This is a genomic window from Streptomyces sp. NPDC107471, assembly GCF_055582845.1.
Map to the genome: position 1 here is coordinate 81,134 of NZ_JBVJPC010000002.1, position 17,980 is coordinate 99,113.

At 69.8% G+C, this 17,980-nt stretch carries 17 protein-coding genes and 1 tRNA gene; 2 read left to right on the forward strand and 16 right to left on the reverse strand.

What is annotated here, in order from left to right; translation table 11 throughout:
* Positions 1 to 81: 81 nt before the first annotated feature.
* The 9 genes from ACZ66S_RS05230 to ACZ66S_RS05270 all read right to left on the reverse strand — a co-directional run bounded on the left by ACZ66S_RS05230 (position 82) and on the right by ACZ66S_RS05270 (position 12,835).
* Complete coding sequence (locus ACZ66S_RS05230) at positions 82 to 1,188, reverse strand: LCP family protein (RefSeq protein ID WP_469899791.1); 1,107 nt, start codon at positions 1,186 to 1,188, stop codon at positions 82 to 84.
* 206 nt (positions 1,189 to 1,394) lie between these two features.
* Positions 1,395 to 3,194, reverse strand: coding sequence for a trypsin-like serine protease (locus tag ACZ66S_RS05235; RefSeq protein WP_469900849.1), 1,800 nt, complete (start codon positions 3,192 to 3,194; stop codon positions 1,395 to 1,397).
* Positions 3,195 to 3,325: 131 nt separating this feature from the next.
* Positions 3,326 to 5,362, reverse strand: a complete 2,037-nt coding sequence (gene rho / locus ACZ66S_RS05240) for a transcription termination factor Rho (RefSeq protein WP_469899793.1) — start codon at positions 5,360 to 5,362, stop codon at positions 3,326 to 3,328.
* Positions 5,363 to 5,771: 409 nt separating this feature from the next.
* The gene (gene thrB / locus ACZ66S_RS05245; protein ID WP_469899795.1) at positions 5,772 to 6,701 is read right to left on the reverse strand and encodes a homoserine kinase; all 930 of its coding nucleotides are present in this window, start codon (positions 6,699 to 6,701) and stop codon (positions 5,772 to 5,774) included.
* Between the two features lie 250 nt (positions 6,702 to 6,951).
* A complete protein-coding gene (gene thrC, locus ACZ66S_RS05250) occupies positions 6,952 to 8,010 on the reverse strand; it encodes a threonine synthase (protein WP_469899796.1) in 1,059 nt (352 codons plus the stop codon).
* 6 nt (positions 8,011 to 8,016) lie between these two features.
* Positions 8,017 to 9,309 (reverse strand): homoserine dehydrogenase, encoded by a 1,293-nt coding sequence (locus ACZ66S_RS05255; RefSeq protein WP_469899798.1) that lies wholly within the window; start codon positions 9,307 to 9,309, stop codon positions 8,017 to 8,019.
* 164 nt (positions 9,310 to 9,473) lie between these two features.
* Entirely contained in the window at positions 9,474 to 10,865 is a 1,392-nt protein-coding gene (gene lysA, locus ACZ66S_RS05260) for a diaminopimelate decarboxylase (RefSeq protein WP_469899799.1), read from the reverse strand.
* A gap of 16 nt (positions 10,866 to 10,881) precedes the next feature.
* The gene (gene nrtL / locus ACZ66S_RS05265) at positions 10,882 to 12,072 is read right to left on the reverse strand and encodes an ArgS-related anticodon-binding protein NrtL (RefSeq protein ID WP_469899801.1); all 1,191 of its coding nucleotides are present in this window, start codon (positions 12,070 to 12,072) and stop codon (positions 10,882 to 10,884) included.
* A gap of 208 nt (positions 12,073 to 12,280) precedes the next feature.
* Positions 12,281 to 12,835, reverse strand: a complete 555-nt coding sequence (locus ACZ66S_RS05270; RefSeq protein WP_469899802.1) for a response regulator — start codon at positions 12,833 to 12,835, stop codon at positions 12,281 to 12,283.
* A gap of 101 nt (positions 12,836 to 12,936) precedes the next feature.
* Between ACZ66S_RS05270 and ACZ66S_RS05275 the strand changes: the two genes are divergently transcribed.
* Together ACZ66S_RS05275 and ACZ66S_RS05280 are read left to right on the forward strand one after the other, a co-directional pair.
* Positions 12,937 to 13,008: transfer RNA gene (locus ACZ66S_RS05275), tRNA-Arg, on the forward strand.
* A 402-nt stretch (positions 13,009 to 13,410) separates the two neighbouring features.
* Positions 13,411 to 14,004, forward strand: a complete 594-nt coding sequence (locus ACZ66S_RS05280) for a hypothetical protein (protein WP_469899803.1) — start codon at positions 13,411 to 13,413, stop codon at positions 14,002 to 14,004.
* Positions 14,005 to 14,108: 104 nt separating this feature from the next.
* Here ACZ66S_RS05280 and ACZ66S_RS05285 read toward each other — a convergent pair whose 3' ends face one another.
* From ACZ66S_RS05285 to ACZ66S_RS05315, 7 genes are all read right to left on the reverse strand, one after another.
* Positions 14,109 to 15,482 (reverse strand): tyrosine-type recombinase/integrase, encoded by a 1,374-nt coding sequence (locus ACZ66S_RS05285; protein WP_469899805.1) that lies wholly within the window; start codon positions 15,480 to 15,482, stop codon positions 14,109 to 14,111.
* Positions 15,479 to 15,673, reverse strand: a complete 195-nt coding sequence (locus ACZ66S_RS05290) for a helix-turn-helix transcriptional regulator (protein WP_469899806.1) — start codon at positions 15,671 to 15,673, stop codon at positions 15,479 to 15,481. The genes ACZ66S_RS05285 and ACZ66S_RS05290 overlap by 4 nt, the downstream gene beginning before the upstream one ends.
* Complete coding sequence (locus ACZ66S_RS05295; RefSeq protein ID WP_469899807.1) at positions 15,649 to 16,971, reverse strand: replication initiator; 1,323 nt, start codon at positions 16,969 to 16,971, stop codon at positions 15,649 to 15,651. The genes ACZ66S_RS05290 and ACZ66S_RS05295 overlap by 25 nt, the downstream gene beginning before the upstream one ends.
* A gap of 130 nt (positions 16,972 to 17,101) precedes the next feature.
* Entirely contained in the window at positions 17,102 to 17,350 is a 249-nt protein-coding gene (locus tag ACZ66S_RS05300) for a SpdD protein (protein ID WP_469899809.1), read from the reverse strand.
* A 13-nt stretch (positions 17,351 to 17,363) separates the two neighbouring features.
* Positions 17,364 to 17,558, reverse strand: a complete 195-nt coding sequence (locus ACZ66S_RS05305) for a hypothetical protein (protein ID WP_469899810.1) — start codon at positions 17,556 to 17,558, stop codon at positions 17,364 to 17,366.
* Positions 17,559 to 17,568: 10 nt separating this feature from the next.
* Complete coding sequence (locus ACZ66S_RS05310) at positions 17,569 to 17,760, reverse strand: mobile element transfer protein (protein ID WP_469899812.1); 192 nt, start codon at positions 17,758 to 17,760, stop codon at positions 17,569 to 17,571.
* Positions 17,760 to 17,966, reverse strand: coding sequence for a hypothetical protein (locus ACZ66S_RS05315; RefSeq protein WP_469899814.1), 207 nt, complete (start codon positions 17,964 to 17,966; stop codon positions 17,760 to 17,762). The genes ACZ66S_RS05310 and ACZ66S_RS05315 overlap by 1 nt, the downstream gene beginning before the upstream one ends.
* Positions 17,967 to 17,980 lie beyond the last annotated feature (14 nt).

Below are 17,980 nucleotides of genomic sequence, written 5' to 3' on the forward strand. Positions count from 1 at the left end.
GTACCAGTCTGCCAGCACTGGCCGCATCCCCCAAAACGAGGGGGTGCCCCGGTCTATTCCCGCGCGTTCCGGACGGCTCCCTCAGGAGGTCACGACGCCCTTGGCCTGGCCCGTGGCCGTGCCTTCGGTGGCCGCCTTCGGGATCGGCCGGTCGTTCTTCAGGGCCGTCCAGATCTGCTGGGACTTGGCCTGCTGCACGAGGACCCGGTTCGGGTTCGCCGGGTCGTAGCGGACCGGCAGGGTGACCATGGTCATGTCGGATGGGCTGATGCCCTTGAGGCCGCTCGCGAAGGAGACCAGGGAGTTGACCGAGCCGAGGTCGGAGTCGGTGGTGACGGCCTTGGTGGCGGTGTCGGCGAGGTCGTACAGCTTCTTCGGGTTGGTCAGCACGCCGACGCTCTTGACCTGCTTGACCAGTGCCTTGATGAAGGCCTGCTGGAGCTGGATGCGGCCGAGGTCGGAGCCGTCGCCGACGCCGTGCCGGGTGCGGACGAGACCGAGGGCCTGGGCGCCGGTGAGCTCGTGGGTGCCGGCCTTGAGGTCGAGGTGGCTGTCGGTGTCCTTGATGTTCCTGGTCGTGGTGACCGTGACCCCGCCGAGTTCGTCGACCAGCTTCTCGAAGCCGCTGAAGTCGACCTCCAGGTAGTGGTCCATGCGGATGTCGGTCATGGTCTCGACGGTCTTGACGGCACAGGCCGCCCCGCCGGTGGTGTACGCCGAGTTGAACATGACGTCCGTCGCGGCGTCGTGCTCCTCGCCGTCGGTGTCGGTGCACTCCGGGCGGTCGATCAGGGTGTCGCGCGGGACGGAGACCACGGTGGCCTTCTTGTGGCCCTCGTACACGTGGATGATCATCGCGGTGTCGGAGCGGGCGCTGCCGTCGTCGGTGCCGCCGCCGAGCTTCCGGTTGGAGCCGGAGCGGGTGTCGGAGCCCAGGACGAGGATGTTCTCGGAGCCGTTGTCGACCTTGGTGGGCCGGGCGCTGCCGAGGACCTGGTCGATGTCGACGCTCTTGATGTTGCCGTTGAGTTTGAAGTACACGTAGCCGGCCCCGGTGCCGCCCAGCACGACGATCCCCGCCGCGACCCACGCGGTGATCAGCAGGCCCCTGCGCCCCTTGCTGCGGGGTTTGCGGCGGCGTCCCTTGCCACCCGGTTGACCGGGTATCGGCGTGCTCTCGGCTGACATGTGCTCCTCGAATCTCGTCCGGTCGGTTACCCCCTGCTTTCAGGGTCAGACGTGGTCACAAAAGACCCGTACCGCACCATGTTCGCTCTGCCTGGTCAGACGGCGAAACTCGAGAAAGGGTTGCACAACGTGCTGTGACCCCCACGTGAAGCGGTGGTCACAGCACGTCACGAGAGCGACAGGGCGGGCCCTGTCCACCAGCGGTTTCAGCCGAAGATGTCGTACTGCTGGAAACCGGTGCCCATGCTGGTCCTTGTGGCAAAGATCTCGCTGGTCGCCTTGCCGGTGCCCTTGTACAGGTAGAGCGTGCCGCCGGGCGTGCGGGCCACGAGGTCGGCCCTGCCGTCGCCGGTGATGTCACCGACGGCGTCGAAGGCGTTGTACGTCGTGCTGCTCCAGTTGCGCACCTTGACGCGGGCCGCGAAGACGCCCGTGCCGGACTTGCCGGTGCCCTTGTACAGGTAGATGTCGCCCGTGCTCTTGTTGCGGGCGAGCACGTCCGCCTTGCCGTCGCCGGTGAAGTCGCCGTGGCCCAGCAGGAAGTTGTACTGGCTCCAGCCGCCGCCGACCCGGACGCGGGCCGCGAAGCTGCCGTCGCCGTTGCCCGGGTAGATCCACAGGACGCCCGCCGAGTCGACCGAGAGCAGGTCGGGCTTGTAGTCGCCGGTCACGTCGCCGGGGGTGACGATCCGGGTGCGGGTCCGCCAGTCGGTGAAGACCTTCTTGGGGGCGGCCCAGGCGCCGGTGGCGGGCAGGTACCGCAGCCAGTACACGTCACCGGTGGCGGAGACGCGGTACACGAGGTCCTGGAAGCCGTCCCGGTTGAGGTCGGTCTGCCGGACGAGGTTCACGCCGTTCCAGTCGCCCCAGGACTGCCGGGCCGCCAGGGTCGTGCCCTTGGAGTCCAGCTCGTAGCCGACCTTGCTGGAGGAGCCGCGCACCCACAGGTCGGCCTTGTGGTCGAAGCTGAGGTTGGTGTCGTCGACGCGCGGGTAGGCGGCGCCGACGTACTTGCTGACCTTGGTGAAGACGCTGTAGGCACCCTTGGCGACGCAGTCCGTCACGTTCCAGGAGACGACGCCGACGATCCGGCCGTTGACGACGAGGGGGCCGCCGGAGTCACCGCTGCAGATGGCGGTCGTACCGGAGTTGCTGCCGCTGGCGGGCGGGCCGGCGCAGGTCATGTGCCCCTTGATGAACCAGGAGCCGTAGGCCGCGGCGCAGGTCGTGTCCGACTTGATCGGCAGCGTGGCCGTCTTCAGCGTCTCGGAGATGTCGTCGCTGGTGGAGCTGGTACGGCCCCAGCCGTACACCTTGGCGGTCTTGGCGCCGGTGGTGGCGGGGTCGTAGGACGTGGTGTCCGTGGACGTCGTCATGCGGATCGGGGTGGCCTTGACGGGCGCCGCCAGGGTCAGGACCGCGATGTCGTTGTCGATGGTGTCCGCGTTGTACGACGGGTGGTACCACTGCCGCAGGACGGCCGTGGCGGTACCGCCGTGCAGGTCGCCGTCCTCCGAGGGCAACTGGGTGGCCCCGGTCACCACGGCGCCGCCCTTGGCCCAGTTCGCGCCCTTGACGCAGTGCGCGGCGGTGAGGATCTTCGTCGGCGCGACGACCGTGCCGCCGCAGAAGAAGCCGGTGTCGTCGCTGGTGTCCGTGGTGCCCTTGTCGTCGGTGTACCAGAGCTGGGCCATCCACGGGGCGGAGCTGATGGTGGTCGTCGTGCCGCCGATGACCATCGGCGAGACGGTGGAGTCGACCGTGCCGCCGCTCATCGGCGACCGGGTCGTCGTGCCGGAGGTGTCCTCCGCCGCGATCGCACCGGTGATCCGCCGCTCCAGCTCGGCCTGCGACGGCGTGGACGCGGTGGCGGCGGCCGGAGCCGGTGCCTGCGGACCGGGCCCGACGGTGGCCGCGCTCGCCGACGTGGCCAGCAGCGCGGCGGCCGCGGCGACGGGCAGAGCGATCCACGCACGCCGTCTGTACCGGCCGGCGCCTCCGGACATGGGTATGCCCATGCAAGTCCCCCCAGGGATCAGAAGCTCAGAGATCGAAAATTCGACCGAAGAGCGTGATCGTAAACCAAAGAGGGCCGCCCCCTGGCAACAGGGGCGGCCCTCTTTCCGAACGCTTGACGTCAGTCGCCGTTGCCCGGCGCCGGGGTCGTCTTCTGGATCTGCATCAGGAACTCGGCGTTCGACTTCGTCTGCTTCATCTTGTCGAGAAGCAGCTCCACCGCCTGCTGCTGGTCGAGGGCGTGCAGCACCCGGCGCAGCTTCCAGACGATGGCCAGCTCGTCGGGGGCGAGCAGGATCTCTTCCTTACGGGTGCCGGACGCGTCGACGTCCACCGCGGGGAAGATCCGCTTGTCGGCGAGCTTGCGGTCGAGCTTGAGCTCGGCGTTGCCGGTGCCCTTGAACTCCTCGAAGATGACCTCGTCCATGCGGGACCCGGTGTCCACCAGGGCGGTGGCGAGGATGGTCAGCGAGCCGCCGTCCTCGATGTTGCGGGCCGCACCGAAGAAGCGCTTCGGCGGGTACAGGGCGGTCGAGTCGACACCACCGGACAGGATGCGGCCGGAGGCGGGCGCGGCGAGGTTGTACGCACGGCCCAGACGCGTGATCGAGTCGAGCAGCACGACCACGTCGTGGCCCAGCTCCACCAGACGCTTGGCGCGCTCGATGGCGAGCTCGGCGACGGTGGTGTGGTCCTCGGCGGGGCGGTCGAAGGTCGAGGAGATGACCTCGCCCTTCACCGACCGCTGCATGTCGGTGACCTCTTCCGGACGCTCGTCGACCAGGACGACCATCAGGTGGCACTCGGGGTTGTTGTGCGTGATCGCGTTGGCGATCGCCTGCATGATCATGGTCTTGCCGGTCTTCGGCGGGGCCACGATCAGACCGCGCTGGCCCTTACCGATCGGCGACACGAGGTCGATGATGCGGGTGGTGAGCACACCCGGGTCCGTCTCCAGGCGGAGGCGGTCCTGCGGGTACAGCGGGGTGAGCTTGTTGAACTCCGGGCGGCCGCGGCCGTGTTCGGGCGCCATGCCGTTGACGGAGTCCAGGCGGACCAGCGCGTTGAACTTCTCGCGCCGCTCGCCTTCCTTGGGCTGACGGACCGCACCGGTGATGTGGTCACCCTTGCGCAGGCCGTTCTTGCGGACCTGGGCGAGGGAGACGTACACGTCGTTGGGGCCCGGCAGGTAGCCCGAGGTACGGATGAAGGCGTAGTTGTCGAGGATGTCCAGGATGCCCGCGACCGGGATCAGGACGTCGTCGTCGTTGATCTGCGGCTCGGGGGCGCCCATCTCGTCACGCCCACGACGGCCGCGGCGGTCGCGGTAACGACCCCGGCGGCCACGGCGGCCACCCTCGAAGTCGTCGTCGTCCTGCGGGCCGTTGTCGCGCTGCTGACGGTCCTGACGACCGCCGCTCTGCTGCTGGTTCTGCTGGCGCTGCCCGCCCTGGCCCTGCTGGTCGTCGCTCTTGCGACGGTCACCGCGGTCACCGCGGTCTCCACGCTCGCCCCGCTCCCCGCGGTCACGGCCGCGGTCACGGCGGTCCCGGCGGCCACGGCCCTCGCCGTCACCGGCGTCGCCCTGCGGCTGCTGCTGCGCGGACGTCTCGGCCTTGGGCTCGCTCTTCGCCTCGGCCACGACGGTCTCGGGGCTGCCCGCGGGGGCGCCCGCCTCGGCGGTGGCACGGCGGCGACGGCGCTCGGCGGGAGCGTCGTCGCCCCCGCGCTCGGCGGCCGGCTGGCCGGGGATCTCGATCTGCTGCTGGGCCACGGCCTTCTCGCCGGGGGCCTCGGTGGCGGCCTCCGCCTTCTTCTCGGCGGCGTCGCCCGTACGAGCCTTGGAGGTGGCGCGGCGCTTCGGCTTGGTCTCGGCGGCGTCGCCGGCGGGCGAGGATGCAGCCTTGGGAGCCGCGGCACCTCCCCCGGCCTGCGCCTCCTTGATGACCTCGATCAACTGGCTCTTGCGCATACGCGCGGTGCCCTTGATACCGAGGCCGGATGCGACCTGCTGCAGCTCGGCCAGCACCATGCCGTCGAGGCCGGTACCGCGGCGCCGCCGGGAGCCGGCACCGCTGGCAGGCGCGGAGGCGTCCGTGGCGGGCGCGGCAGCGGTCTCCTCGACACGTGCGCCCATCAGATCGGTGGTGTCGCTCACGAAGGGTCCTTCCCTGGAGCGGACGTCGGCCTGTCTGGCTCGGCGACCGGTTGTGCTGTCCGACGGCGGTCCCATCCTTGTGGACCGTGCCGGGGCGGTGGTCCGCCTAAGCGGCGGAGGAATGTGGTGACGGCGCTTCCGAGAGCCGTGGCACTGAGTGTCCGTGTCACGCTGGCTTGGTCGCACCGGTTCCGGAGCGTGCCCGGCAAGTCGCTCAGTGCTCGCGTACGAGGTACTGCCCATGTACGTCGTACGGAACGCAGTGCGGCTTGGGAGGCTCCCGGAAGAATGTCTGTCCCGGACGGGGACGTGAAGCACCTCGCCATGGTGGGGTCGGGTGCAGACTTGAGATTAACACTACCGGATCCAACAAACATTCCCCCTCTCGAAATCCGGCACACGCCGGATCTCAGATGTCACTGGCGGCCGCGAGCGGGAGCACACAGGCCCCCTGGGCGTCGAGTTCCAGCCGGTTGGCGGCCCAGCCCTCGCCCGCCAGGTGGGCCACCTTGTCGGCGCTGTCCGCGTCGGCGAGCGCGAGCACGGTCGGTCCCGCCCCCGAGATGACTGCCGGGACTCCGTCGGCCCGCAGCCGCTCCACCAGTGCGGCGCTCTCCGGCATGGCGGGAGCGCGGTACTCCTGGTGCAGACGGTCCTCGGTGGCCGGCAGCAGCAGCTCGGGGCGCCGGGTGAGGGCCTCGACGAGCAGCGCGGCACGGCCGGCGTTGGCGGCGGCGTCGACGTGCGGCACGGAGCGCGGGAGCAGTCCGCGCGCGGTCTCGGTCAGGACGGGCTTCCCGGGCACGAAAACCACCGGAACGATGGAACCGGCGGGCTCCATCCTGATCGCCCGGGCGGCACCGGCCTCCATCCAGGAGAGCGTGAAACCGCCGAGCAGACAGGCCGCCACGTTGTCGGGGTGGCCCTCGATCTCGGTCGCGAGCTCCAGGAGCGCGGTGTCGTCGAGCCGGGCCTCGCCGCCTATGGTCACGGCGCGGGCGGCGACGATCCCGGCGCAGATGGCGGCCGAGGAGGAGCCGAGACCGCGGCCGTGCGGGATGCGGTTGGCGCAGACGATCTCCAGACCGCGCGGCTGGCCGCCCAGCAGGTCGAAGGCGGTGCGCAGGGAGCGTACGAGCAGGTGCTTCTCGTCGCGCGGGAGGGTCTCGCTCCCCTCCCCCGCGATGTCGATGTGCAGCCCGGAGTCGGCCACCCGGACGACGACGTCGTCGTAGAGCCCCAGCGAGAGGCCCAGGGCGTCGAAGCCCGGGCCGAGGTTGGCGCTGGTGGCGGGAACGCGCACCCGGACGGCGGCGGCGCGGAAGGCGGGACCGGCCATCTCTCGATGACTCTCCTTGAGCTGCGTGACTGTCGAATGACATTCGATGACGTACGAAGACCCTGCGGGCCGCTGAGACGACACGGCACCCCGCTGTACGCGAGGGCATATGCAGCGGGCGGGTTCGGTACAGCCTATCGAAGGAAGGTTCTGTGGCGACATAGGGCGCACAGGAGGCGCACGATGCGTGTCGTAAGCCCCCTGTGCACCCCTCGTGGGGATTCCCTGCTCAGGTGCCGCGGATCGGGTCTCAGGCGAGGCCGAGGCGCTCGGCCGCCGTCGCCGCGTCGACCGGGACGGTGACCGGCTGCGGGGCGCCCGCGACGGCCCAGTCGGGGTCCTTGAGGCCGTTGCCGGTGACCGTGCACACGATCTTCTGGCCCGGGTCGACCTTGCCCTGCTCGGCCGCCTTCAGCAGACCGGCCACCGAGGCGGCGGAGGCGGGCTCCACGAAGACGCCCTCCTGAGCGGCCAACAGCCGGTAGGCGCGCAGGATCTCACGGTCCGTCACCTCGTCGATGAACCCGCCGGACTCCTCCTTCGCCGCGATCGCGTACTGCCAGGAGGCGGGGTTGCCGATGCGGATGGCGGTGGCGATGGTCGACGGGTCCTTGACGACCTCGCCGCGCACGATCGGGGCGCTGCCGGAGGCCTGGAAGCCCCACATCCGGGGCGTCCGCGCGGCCACGCCGTCGGCGGCGTACTCCTTGTAGCCCTTCCAGTACGCCGTGATGTTGCCGGCGTTGCCGACCGGCAGCACGTGGATGTCGGGCGCGTCGCCGAGCATGTCGACGATCTCGAAGGCGGCGGTCTTCTGGCCCTCGATGCGCACCGGGTTGACCGAATTGACCAGCGCCACCGGGTAGTTGTCGCTCAGCGAGCGGGCCAGGGTGAGGCAGTCGTCGAAGTTGCCGTCGACCTGGAGGATCTTCGCGCCGTGCACGAGGGCCTGGCCCATCTTGCCGAGCGCGATCTTGCCCTGCGGGACGAGCACGGCGCAGACCATGCCCGCGCGGACGGCGTAGGCGGCGGCGCTGGCCGAGGTGTTGCCGGTGGAGGCGCAGATGACCGCCTTGGCGCCCTCCTCCTTGGCCCGCGTGATGGCCATGGTCATACCGCGGTCCTTGAAGGAACCGGTGGGGTTGGCGCCCTCCACCTTGAGGTGGACCTCGCACCCGGTGCGCTCGGAGAGCACCTGCGCGGGCACGAGGGGCGTGCCGCCCTCGCGGAGCGACACGACCGGCGTGGTGTCGGAGACGGGCAGCCGGTCCCGGTACTCCTCGATGATTCCGCGCCACTGGTGGGTCATTGCTGGTTACTCTCCTTCAACCCGCATGATGCTGGCGACACCCCGCACGGTGTCGAGCTTGCGCAACGCCTCGACGGTCCCGCCCAGGGCGGCGTCCGACGCGCGGTGCGTGACGACGACGAGGGAGGCCTCGCCGTCCTTCCCCTGCTGCCGAACGGTATCGATGGACACCCCGTGCTCGGCGAACACGGTGGCGACCTGGGCGAGAACACCCGGTTTGTCCGCCACGTCCAGGCTGATGTGGTAGCGCGTGACGACCTCGCCCATGCCCGAGACGGGGAGGGCGGCGTACGCGGACTCACCGGGTCCGGTCGTGCCGCTGAGCCGGTTGCGGCAGACGGCGACGAGGTCGCCGAGGACGGCGGATGCGGTGGGGGCGCCGCCCGCGCCCGGGCCGTAGAACATGAGCTGGCCGGAGGCGTCGGACTCGACGAACACGGCGTTGTACGCGCCGCGGACGGAGGCGAGCGGGTGCGTGAGGGGGATCATCGCCGGGTGCACGCGCGCGGTGACGGACCGGCCGTCCTCGGCGCGCTCGCAGATGGCGAGCAGCTTGATGGTGCAGCCCATCTCCTTCGCGGAGGCGAAGTCGGCGGCGGTGACCTCGGTCATGCCCTCGCGGTAGACGTCGTCGAGGCGCACGCGCGTGTGGAAGGCGATCCCGGCGAGGATGGCGGCCTTGGCGGCGGCGTCGAACCCCTCGACGTCGGCGGTCGGGTCGGCCTCGGCGTACCCCAGGGCGGTGGCCTCGTCGAGGGCCTCCTGGTATCCGGCGCCCGTGCTGTCCATCTTGTCGAGGATGAAGTTGGTGGTGCCGTTGACGATCCCGAGCACCCGGTTGACCTTGTCGCCGGCGAGGGACTCGCGCAGCGGGCGGATCAGCGGGATGGCACCGGCGACGGCGGCCTCGTAGTAGAGGTCCTTGTCGGCCTTCTGGGCCGCCGCGTGCAGGGCGGCGCCGTCCTGGGCGAGGAGCGCCTTGTTGGCGGAGACGACGGAGGCGCCGTGCTCGAAGGCGGTGGTGATGAGGGAGCGCGCGGGCTCGATGCCGCCGATGACCTCCACGACCACGTCGATGTCGCCGCGTTTGACGAGGGCGGTGGCGTCGGTGGTGACGAGCTCCTGCGGGATGCCCTCACGGACCTTGGAGGGACGCCGTACCGCGACCCCCGCGAGCTCCACGGGGGCCCCGATCCGGGCGGCGAGGTCGTCGGCGTGCGTCGTCATGATGCGCGCCACCTCTGAGCCGACCACTCCACAGCCCAGCAGCGCCACCTTCAGCGGACGCGTACGCATCATCCGACCTCGTTTCCTCATACCGTCTACGGTGGATCCAGTCTCACTCACCGGACGGGAGTTTCTGCCCCTCGTCCGGATGATGAGACATCTATTTCATTTCCACGGGGCCGGAAGACCGTGGATCTTCCGGCCGGAAGACCGTGGACGTTCCGTCCCGGCGTCTCTCAGCCCACGTCGAGCCGCAGCAGGTCCTCCTCGGTCTCGCGGCGGACGATGACGCGGGCCGCACCGTCGCCGACGGCGACGACCGGCGGACGCAGCACGTGGTTGTAGTTGCTCGCCATGGACCGGCAGTAGGCACCCGTCGCCGGTACGGCGATCAGGTCACCCGGTGCCAGGTCGGCCGGCAGGAACGCGTCCTTGACCACGATGTCCCCGCTCTCGCAGTGCTTGCCGACGACCCGCGCGAGCATGGGCTCGGCGTCACTCGTGCGGGACACGAGGGCGACGGTGTACTCGGCGTCGTACAGCGCGGTGCGGATGTTGTCGGACATCCCGCCGTCGACGGAGACGTAGGTGCGCAGTCCGTCGAGGGGCTTGATGGTGCCCACCTCGTAGAGCGTGAAAGCGGTGGGACCGACGATGGCCCGCCCGGGCTCGACGGAGATCCGGGGCGTCCGCAGCCTGGCGGACTCGCACTCACGGGTGACGATCTCGGTGAGCGCCTTGGCGATCTCGTGCGGCTCGCGTGGGTCGTCGTCGCTGGTGTACGCGATCCCCAGACCGCCGCCGAGGTCGATCTCGGGAAGCTCGACGCCGTGCTCGTCACGGATGTCCTTGAGGAGCCCGACCACGCGGTGCGCGGCGACCTCGAAGCCGGACATGTCGAAGATCTGCGACCCGATGTGGGAGTGGATGCCGATGAGCTCCAGCGAGTCGAGCTGAAGGGCCCGCCGCACGGCCTCGGCGGCCTGGCCCCCGGCCAGCGGGATTCCGAACTTCTGGTCCTCGTGCGCGGTGGCGATGAACTCGTGGGTGTGCGCCTCGACGCCGACGGTGATCCGGATCTGGACCCGCTGCCGCTTCCCCAGGCTCCGGGCGATGTGCGCGACACGGACGATCTCCTGGAACGAGTCGAGCACGATCCGGCCGACGCCCTCGCTGATCGCGCGGTGGATCTCCTCCGTCGACTTGTTGTTGCCGTGGAAGGCGATGCGGTCGGCGGGCATACCGGCCGAGAGCGCGGTGGCGAGCTCGCCACCGGAGCACACGTCGAGGTTGAGCCCCTCCTCGTGCAGCCAGCGCACGACGGCCCGGGACAGGAACGCCTTGCCGGCGTAGAAGACGTCGGCGTCATGACCGAAGGCGGTGCGCCACGCCCGCGCCCGGGCCCGGAAGTCGGCCTCGTCGATGACGTAGGCGGGCGTGCCGTGCTCCTCGGCGAGGGTCTTGACGTCGATGCCGCCGACGGTGACGACACCGTCCTCACCGCGGCCGACCGTCTGCGCCCACACCTTGGGGTCGAGGGTGTTGAGGTCGGCCGGCGGGGCGGAGTAGTGGCCCTCGGGAAGGACGTCGGCGTGACGGGGCCCGGCGGGGTGTGCGGAACGGCTCATCTTGGTGACTGGCTCTCTAGAGGTGTTCGGGTGCGTCGATGCCGAGCAGGGACAGGCCACCGGCCAGCACCGCCCCGGCGGCTTCGGCGAGCGCGAGCCGGGCACGGTGGGCGGCCGAGGGTTTCTCCGCACCCCGCGGCAGCACGGCGGCGAGCAGCGGAAGCACGGCATCGGCAACGGTGACGAGATGCCGGGCCAGCCGGTCGGGAGCGTGCTGCGCGGCGGCGGCCTGGAGGACACGGGGGTGATCGGCGAGGGCGTGCCGGAGGACGGGGAGCTGCGGGGTGGGGTCCGGGACGGGGGGCTGCGGGGTGGCGGGCTGCGGTCGGGGGGCCTTCCGTACGGCGGTTTCCGGTACGGGGGTCTCCTGTACGACGGCTCCGGGTACGGGGGTCTCCGGTGCGGCTGCCTTGTCGGTGCCCTGGGGGTGGATGTCCCCGGGTTCGGCGTGGAAGCCAAGGTCGGCAGCGTTGCGGCTGAGGGCCCGGGTGCGGGCGTGGGCGTAACGGACCCGGAAGAGAGGGTTGCTCTCCCCCTGGACCAGATGGTCGGCGGTGCTGCGGGGCCGGTCGTGGGGGGCGGGATGGAGCAGCGCCCAGCGTCCGGCGTCACGGCCGAGGGGGGTGGGGTCGGCGGGGGCCGGGACGGGACGGATGTTGACGTCGAGAGGAGCGGGGGCCTCGGGGGTGCCGTACGCGTCGACCTGGGCGTCGAGGACACCGCTCCAGGCCGGCTCCGGGCGGGCGACGCAACTGGTGCGGACGAGGGCGCCCTGGGAGCGCAGAATGCGGGCGACGGCGTCCATCACGACGACGGCGCGGACCTCGTGGGCGGCGTGGAGCTGCACGAGCTGCCCGGTGGGCCGCTCGACATGGCCGTACCGCTGTCCGAGCCGCAGGATCTCCCGCACGAGGGCGTCTCCGCTCCCCCGCAGGCTGATGTTGAGAAACCCCGGTCCGGTGATGACGACGTCGCTGATGCCGTCGCTCTGCGCGAGGCGCCGGCGGAGGATCTCGGCGACCCGAAGCGGCGGCTGCCCGGCCGGCCGGGCGAGCTTGAGGGCGACGTTGGTGGCGTAGTCCCCACAGCCACCGGGCCCCGGAGGCGTGACGTCGGTCCGCCCCGGCACGACCACGTCCAGCTCCCCGTCATCGACAGCACGACGCACCGCGCACAGCACGGTACGGGAGAGCTCGACGGGGGTCACGGGACAAGCGTATGGGAGGAGGGGGGTGGGAGGGCGAGCGGGTTTGGGCGGGGGTCCGGGATGTGGGACGGGGGGCCGAGGGGTGGGGCGTGGTGGGGCGTGGGGTGTGCGATGTGAGGTGTGAGCGAGGGCTGCCCCGCCGTCCGGACGCGTGGTGCCGCGCTGCCATTGGTTCGACGGTCGAGCGGGTTGGGAGATTGGCCGACGCTCAGGCGCGACCGGCCCGCCCGCTTTCTGCGCTCCCGCTGCCGCTGCCGCTTCCGCCGGCGCCGACGCTGCCGAGGGCGCCTCCGACGAGTGAACTGCCGTCCTCCCCCGGGTCCCGCCCTTCCCGGCTCGTCTCGATCAAGTGCCGTACGAGACGCACGAGTTCGGCGGGTTCGAAGGGCTTGGCGAGGAAGGCGTCGACGCCGGCGTCGAGACCGCTCTCGACCTCGTGCTGGGTACAGGCGCTGACGATGGCGAGGGGAAGGTGAGCGGTACGGGGGTCGGAACGCAGCCGCTCGGCGGTGCGCAGTCCGTCCAGCCGGGGCATGACCACGTCGAGGGTCACGACATCGGGACGCACCTGATGAACGACATCCAGACACTCGACACCATCGGCCGCGGTCACGACCTCGAGACCCTCCAGCTCGAGATTGACCCTGATCAACTGCCGGATGACCTTGTTGTCGTCCACAACAAGCACCCGACCCGACGCGCCTGGCACAACTCGAGAGTAGGTGCGGACCGGCCACCGCGTCCGGGTTTTCCCCACTTCCACCCCGTGCGGGGGACCGGGCCCGCGAAACCCGTTCCTGATCACCCCGAGGGAGCTGGTAGTGTTTCACCCGTCGCCGCGAGCCACCAGCTCGACACCGACACGCCCCCGTAGCTCAGGGGATAGAGCAACGGCCTCCGGAGCCGTGTGCGCAGGTTCGAATCCTGCCGGGGGCACCCTTCATACGGTGCCCAAAGACCCCGTCACCAGCGGAAACGCTGAGGCCGGGGTCTTCGCGTATGTGCAGCCGTATGCGGCGCGGAGCGGGCGTATGCCGGGGTCTGTGGACGAGGCGTGGACGGGATCTTGGGACATCTCCGCAGGTGAGGTCTAAAAGAAGGCGCCGCTCGCGCTAACGCCAGACCCAGGTACATGTCGTCGCGCCACCGGGCCTACTAACGGCGCCCGTGAGTGCTGCCAGCACCCAGGGGTTCTCTTATGGATCCAGACGAACGACGAGGCCGGAGTCAGAGACGAGCTGACCTGCGTCGTACCGTCCCATCCAATCGTTGGTCCGGTCGTCCCGTCGACTGACGCGTATTGGGTGTACCTGAGCAGCGAATACGGTTCACAGAGTCATGGCGAGCAGGCCGAGGAAGAGGGGCTTGTCGATGGGCACCGCTACTATCCGGGATGCCTCACGGGACGACGAGTGGAGTCAGGGGATGGGCGACGTGAACGAATCAGCGGTCAAGCGGAAGTTGGGTATCCCGGACTGGCGGAACCTGTCCAAGGACAAGGTGCTCAAGTTCGCGGCAGCGATGCCCGAGATGGCCACCGAGGCGCGGCTCAAGCTCATCGAGCAGTTCCCTGCATTCAAGGACCTGGGCAAGGCCAACATCGATGCAGTCGCAGAGGCCCACAGGTCCACTCTCGCAGCCAACGAGAACAGTCAGAACCACTTCTATAAGGCTGCACAGGACCAGCGGGACGCTCTGCAGGCCGACCTCGCTCGGGACGACCTAAGCGAGGCACAGCGGGAGTCCCTCCACGACCGCCTCGAACGAAACGTGGGGCGGGTATTCGAGAAGGACAGCGAGAGCAAGCAGTTCCAGGGGGCGGGGATGAAGCTGGTAGCAGCCACCGGTGTAGCCGCCCTCGCGCTGAGCGTGGCGTTCGTCGGCGGCAGAGCCGCTGGAGTGACCGAGGACGGTTCCGAGGAATCCCAGTAGGGCTGCTACCGGCCCGTTACGAAACGAGCATTGGCGCGGGTAGGGCCGGAACGAGGGAGGCCCCAGGCGGCATGCCTGGGGCCTCGGTGTCCGTGCAGGTTGTCTCACTCGTATTCGCGGAGCAGGTCCTCGATACGCCGGTTCGCAACGTCCTGCCGTCCGTCGAGGCACTTCGCGTAGCGGGTCAGCAGGACCTCAACGCTATTACCAGCACGTTCGGCGACCTCGGTCGGGTCGACCCCGGCATTGAGCCACGTCGACAGCGCCGAGTGCCGCAGGTCATACGGCCTACTCGCGAGCGGCGAGGCCGCGACGGCCGGCGGAAGCGCTAGGAGCCGGGCCTCCTGCCACACGCGGTAGTAGGTCGAGGACGGGACGACCGAACCTTTCTCGCTGAAGAACAGGCGCCCGTCGTCCGCCGTGCCAAAGGTGGCCAGGTGCTCACGGAACACGGCGACGAGGTGAGGCGGAATGGGGACCCGCCGGACGTCCTCGGTCGGCCGGTTCTTCAGCCCGCGGTCGTCGTGGGTCTCCCCCGAGTCGGTCCACTGCTTGCCGACCGAAGGGCGGGTCCGGTGGAGCAGCGCCGAGCCCCAGCCCTGTTCCGGGAGGATCAGGTCCGTCTCGGCGAGGCCGACCGCTTCAGCCGGACGGAGACCACCGAAATACATCGCGGCGAACAGACCCACGAGACGACGGCCGCGGGCACGCCGGTATCCGCCCACATAGGAGACGGCCGCCAGGAGATTGCGAGCCTGCTCCGGGTTGGCGACCACGCGCGGGTCAACCTGGTTGGATACCTTCGGTTTCTGCCAGCGGACAGCCGTAATGGGGTTCTCGCGCAGCTCCCCCAGGTCGACGGCATAGTTCGCGGCGTTGACGAGGGTCCGACGCTTGCGCCGCACGGTCTCTGCTGCTGCCGCCGTGCCGTCGAGCTTGAGCTTCAGCGAGTCGAGGACCGCGCGGGCCGTGGCTGGATCAGCAAGGTCGGCGAGCGGTCGGGAAGCCTTGGACACCCAGTGGAGGATGTTCCGTACGTCGTCCGGGATTTCCCGATCGTCGGGCCCCGGCAAGACGAAGGCCCAGTTGCGTAGAGCTTTGCGGATGATCTCATCGGATGGCCGTCCGGCACGGTCGTCGAGGAGCTCCAGTGTCACGCTGGTGAGGGACTCATTGATGCCGTCCCTCGTATTGGGGGCGGCATGGGGCCATTTCATGGCGAGGTATCTGAGGGCGAAGGCGTACCAGGACACGGCCGACTTCTTCTCTTCCATCGAGGCCGGAAGGCCCGACTCGGTGTCGAACTCTTCACCGTCACGCATCGCTCGCATGAGCTTCGTGCGGTAGTGGTCGGCGAGCGCCTTTGTGCGAAATGACTCCGAGAGCACGTTGCCGGCAACGGACCAGCGGACACCGTACGAGGGCGTTTTTGTGTCCCGCTTGCGAACCGCCCAGACCTTCACGTCAAGGGACTTCACGCCGCTGCCTCCAACTGTCGAAGCCATGTGGTGAAGTCGCTTCGCCACACACGGAGCTCTCCGTTGGGCAGCTTGAACGCGGCAGGCCCGCACCCCAGCTCCCGCCAGCGGTAGAAGGTGCGGCGAGAGACGCCGCCCAGCTCGTCCAAAACCTGGCGAACGGTCATCAGCTCGTCCCGACGGGCGTCCATGTTGGTTCTCCTTCCGTTCCGGCGGCCGGTTCGAGGGATGCGGACAGCCAGGCTTCGGCGCGGGAGAGGCCGGTTCCGGCGAAGATCCAGTGCGAGAGAACGAGGGTCGTTTCCGTCGGCTCTGTCTCGACCACCGCGGCGACCTGTGCGCGTCGCCAGTCGGCGCGGGCAGTGCGGAGCGCGCCGAGAGTGGTGGAGTAGCGGCGGGACTTGGTGGAGAAATGGCCGCGGAAGCCGAGCATGTGTGCCCAGGCGCGTAGGCGGAGCTCGGCGAGCTCGGGGCGGGCGCCGAGGGTCCAGGCGACGCGGATCATGCGTCGGGCATGGTCGGAGATGCGTGCTTGGGCGAGTTCGGCGAGGAACTTGAGGGGGCGGTCGAGGGTGCCGGTCGCCGTCTCGGCACCTTTGGTTGCGTACTTCGCGATGTACGAGGCGACGGCTCGTTCAGTCAACTCTTGGCCGTCGTCGAAGTCGGCGGATCGGATCGTGCGGACGTCGAGTTGGCGACCGAAGGCGAAGGTGTGTGGGCGTCCATCGACAGTCGGGCCGTCGACGCGGGCGGCGGTGGTCACGGCTCGGATGGCGTCCGTCAGGAGCTCTGCCGTCGCCCAGGCAGGCGGTGGGGTGTCGCCGCCTTCCGGGCCGTCGATGCGGATGACCGCGTGGAAGTGCACGGCACCGCGCTTCTGATACTCAGCGACCTTGGCGAACGAGACGCGGGCATGGTGGCGGAAGGTGCGTTGGGTGAGGCCAGCGCGCTTGGCGATCTCCCGGCGGAGGTAGATGGAGAAGCGCCGCCAGAGGTGCCCGGCGTGGGCGTTCCAGAGGACGGCCGCTTCGTAGTCGTACCGGTCCGGATCGAGGGGCGTGCCTACCGTGCTGTCGTTGTCGTCGTGGCTGGCGCCGCAGCGGCAGGGACGTCCATCGGTGCGGCGGTTGTGGACCGGGCCGAAGCCGGGGGCGGTGAAGGTGGCGAAGACGCGCGGGTGAGTGGCGACCTGGTCCGAGGTGCCTTTGCCGCCGCGCAGTCCGGCGGTGATCAGGTGGTACGTGTCGCGGCGGTAGGTCTCGGCGCAGGCCGGGCAGCGAGTCGCGCGACGGTTGTTGCAGCGGACGAGGAGTTGGCCGGCCGGGAGGGCGGTCGAGTCGAGGTGGTGCAGGGTGCGGCCGATCTCACCGGTTGATGTGTCGACGGCGTATTCGGTGCGGTGGCCGTCCAGGCGGACGGGGTGGGTGCAGCCGCCCAGGCCGGAGAGCTGGCGAGCAAGCTCGGGCATTGTGCCGAGGCACGCCAGCATGGAGAGTTCCGCCAGCGGAGGCGGAGTCTGCCGGGTGCTGATGGTGGATCCTTTCGGCTGTTTCTGCGGTTGGGAGGGACGGCCCCGGGGCGGCGGGATGCTTGGCGGCGTTTGCCGCCCCGGCGGCCGGTCAGCGCCTGTTGGCGTTGTTGAGGAGCGAGCGCAGGACCACGGCGGCGATGGCCACGGAGATGGCCGTGACGGCGACAGCGGCCAGGAGCGCGGTGAGGACGACTCCGCCGACGAGGAGGGCGGTGACCGGGCCCGCGTAGGGGCTGAGCGAGCGGCCGGCGGTGGTGGGAGCCGGGTTGTGCTGGCGACGCTGCGGGATGAGGGTTGGCGGCGGAGTGGGGACGTCGGGCAGCTTGGGACGGAACATGGCGGAGCTCCTTTCAGCGGTTGTCGCCGTTGACGACGCCGACCCCGGAGCGGGTGCCGGACTCGATGGCGAGGGCGAGGAAGGTGTGGGAGAGCCAGAAGCCGAAGAGGGCGATCACGACGGCGACCCACATGCGCACGCCGAGGAACTTGATCGCAGCCCAGGCGATGACGCCCAGGACGAAGACGAGCGGGAGCGAGACGGTCACAGAGGTCTCCTCAGCGGACGCGGCAGCGATGGGTGCGGGCGGCGAGTTCGACGGCGGCGCGGGTGTCGAAGTCGTTGGAGAAGCCGCAGCGCGGTGCGGTGCAGACGGCTGTGTGCTTCTCGTGACCGCGGCCGTCATAGGCGGTGCCAACCTGGACGGGTCCGATGCGGACGGTTCGGCGGAAGCGGCGGTTGGCGGGCATCAGGGCAGCTCCTTCGGTTCGTCGTGGTTCTGGTTCTCGCCGGCGAAGTCGGCGACGTGGTCAAGCAGCCAGCGCCGGATCTCCGCGCCCTCGTACTCGTCGGCGGTGAGGATCACGGGTTCGGCGATGAGCATTGCTTCGGTGAGGCGGTTCTGACGGGTCAGCTCAGCGGCACGGTTGAGCGTGCGGAGCGTGGACGGGCGCAAGGTGGAAGGTCCTC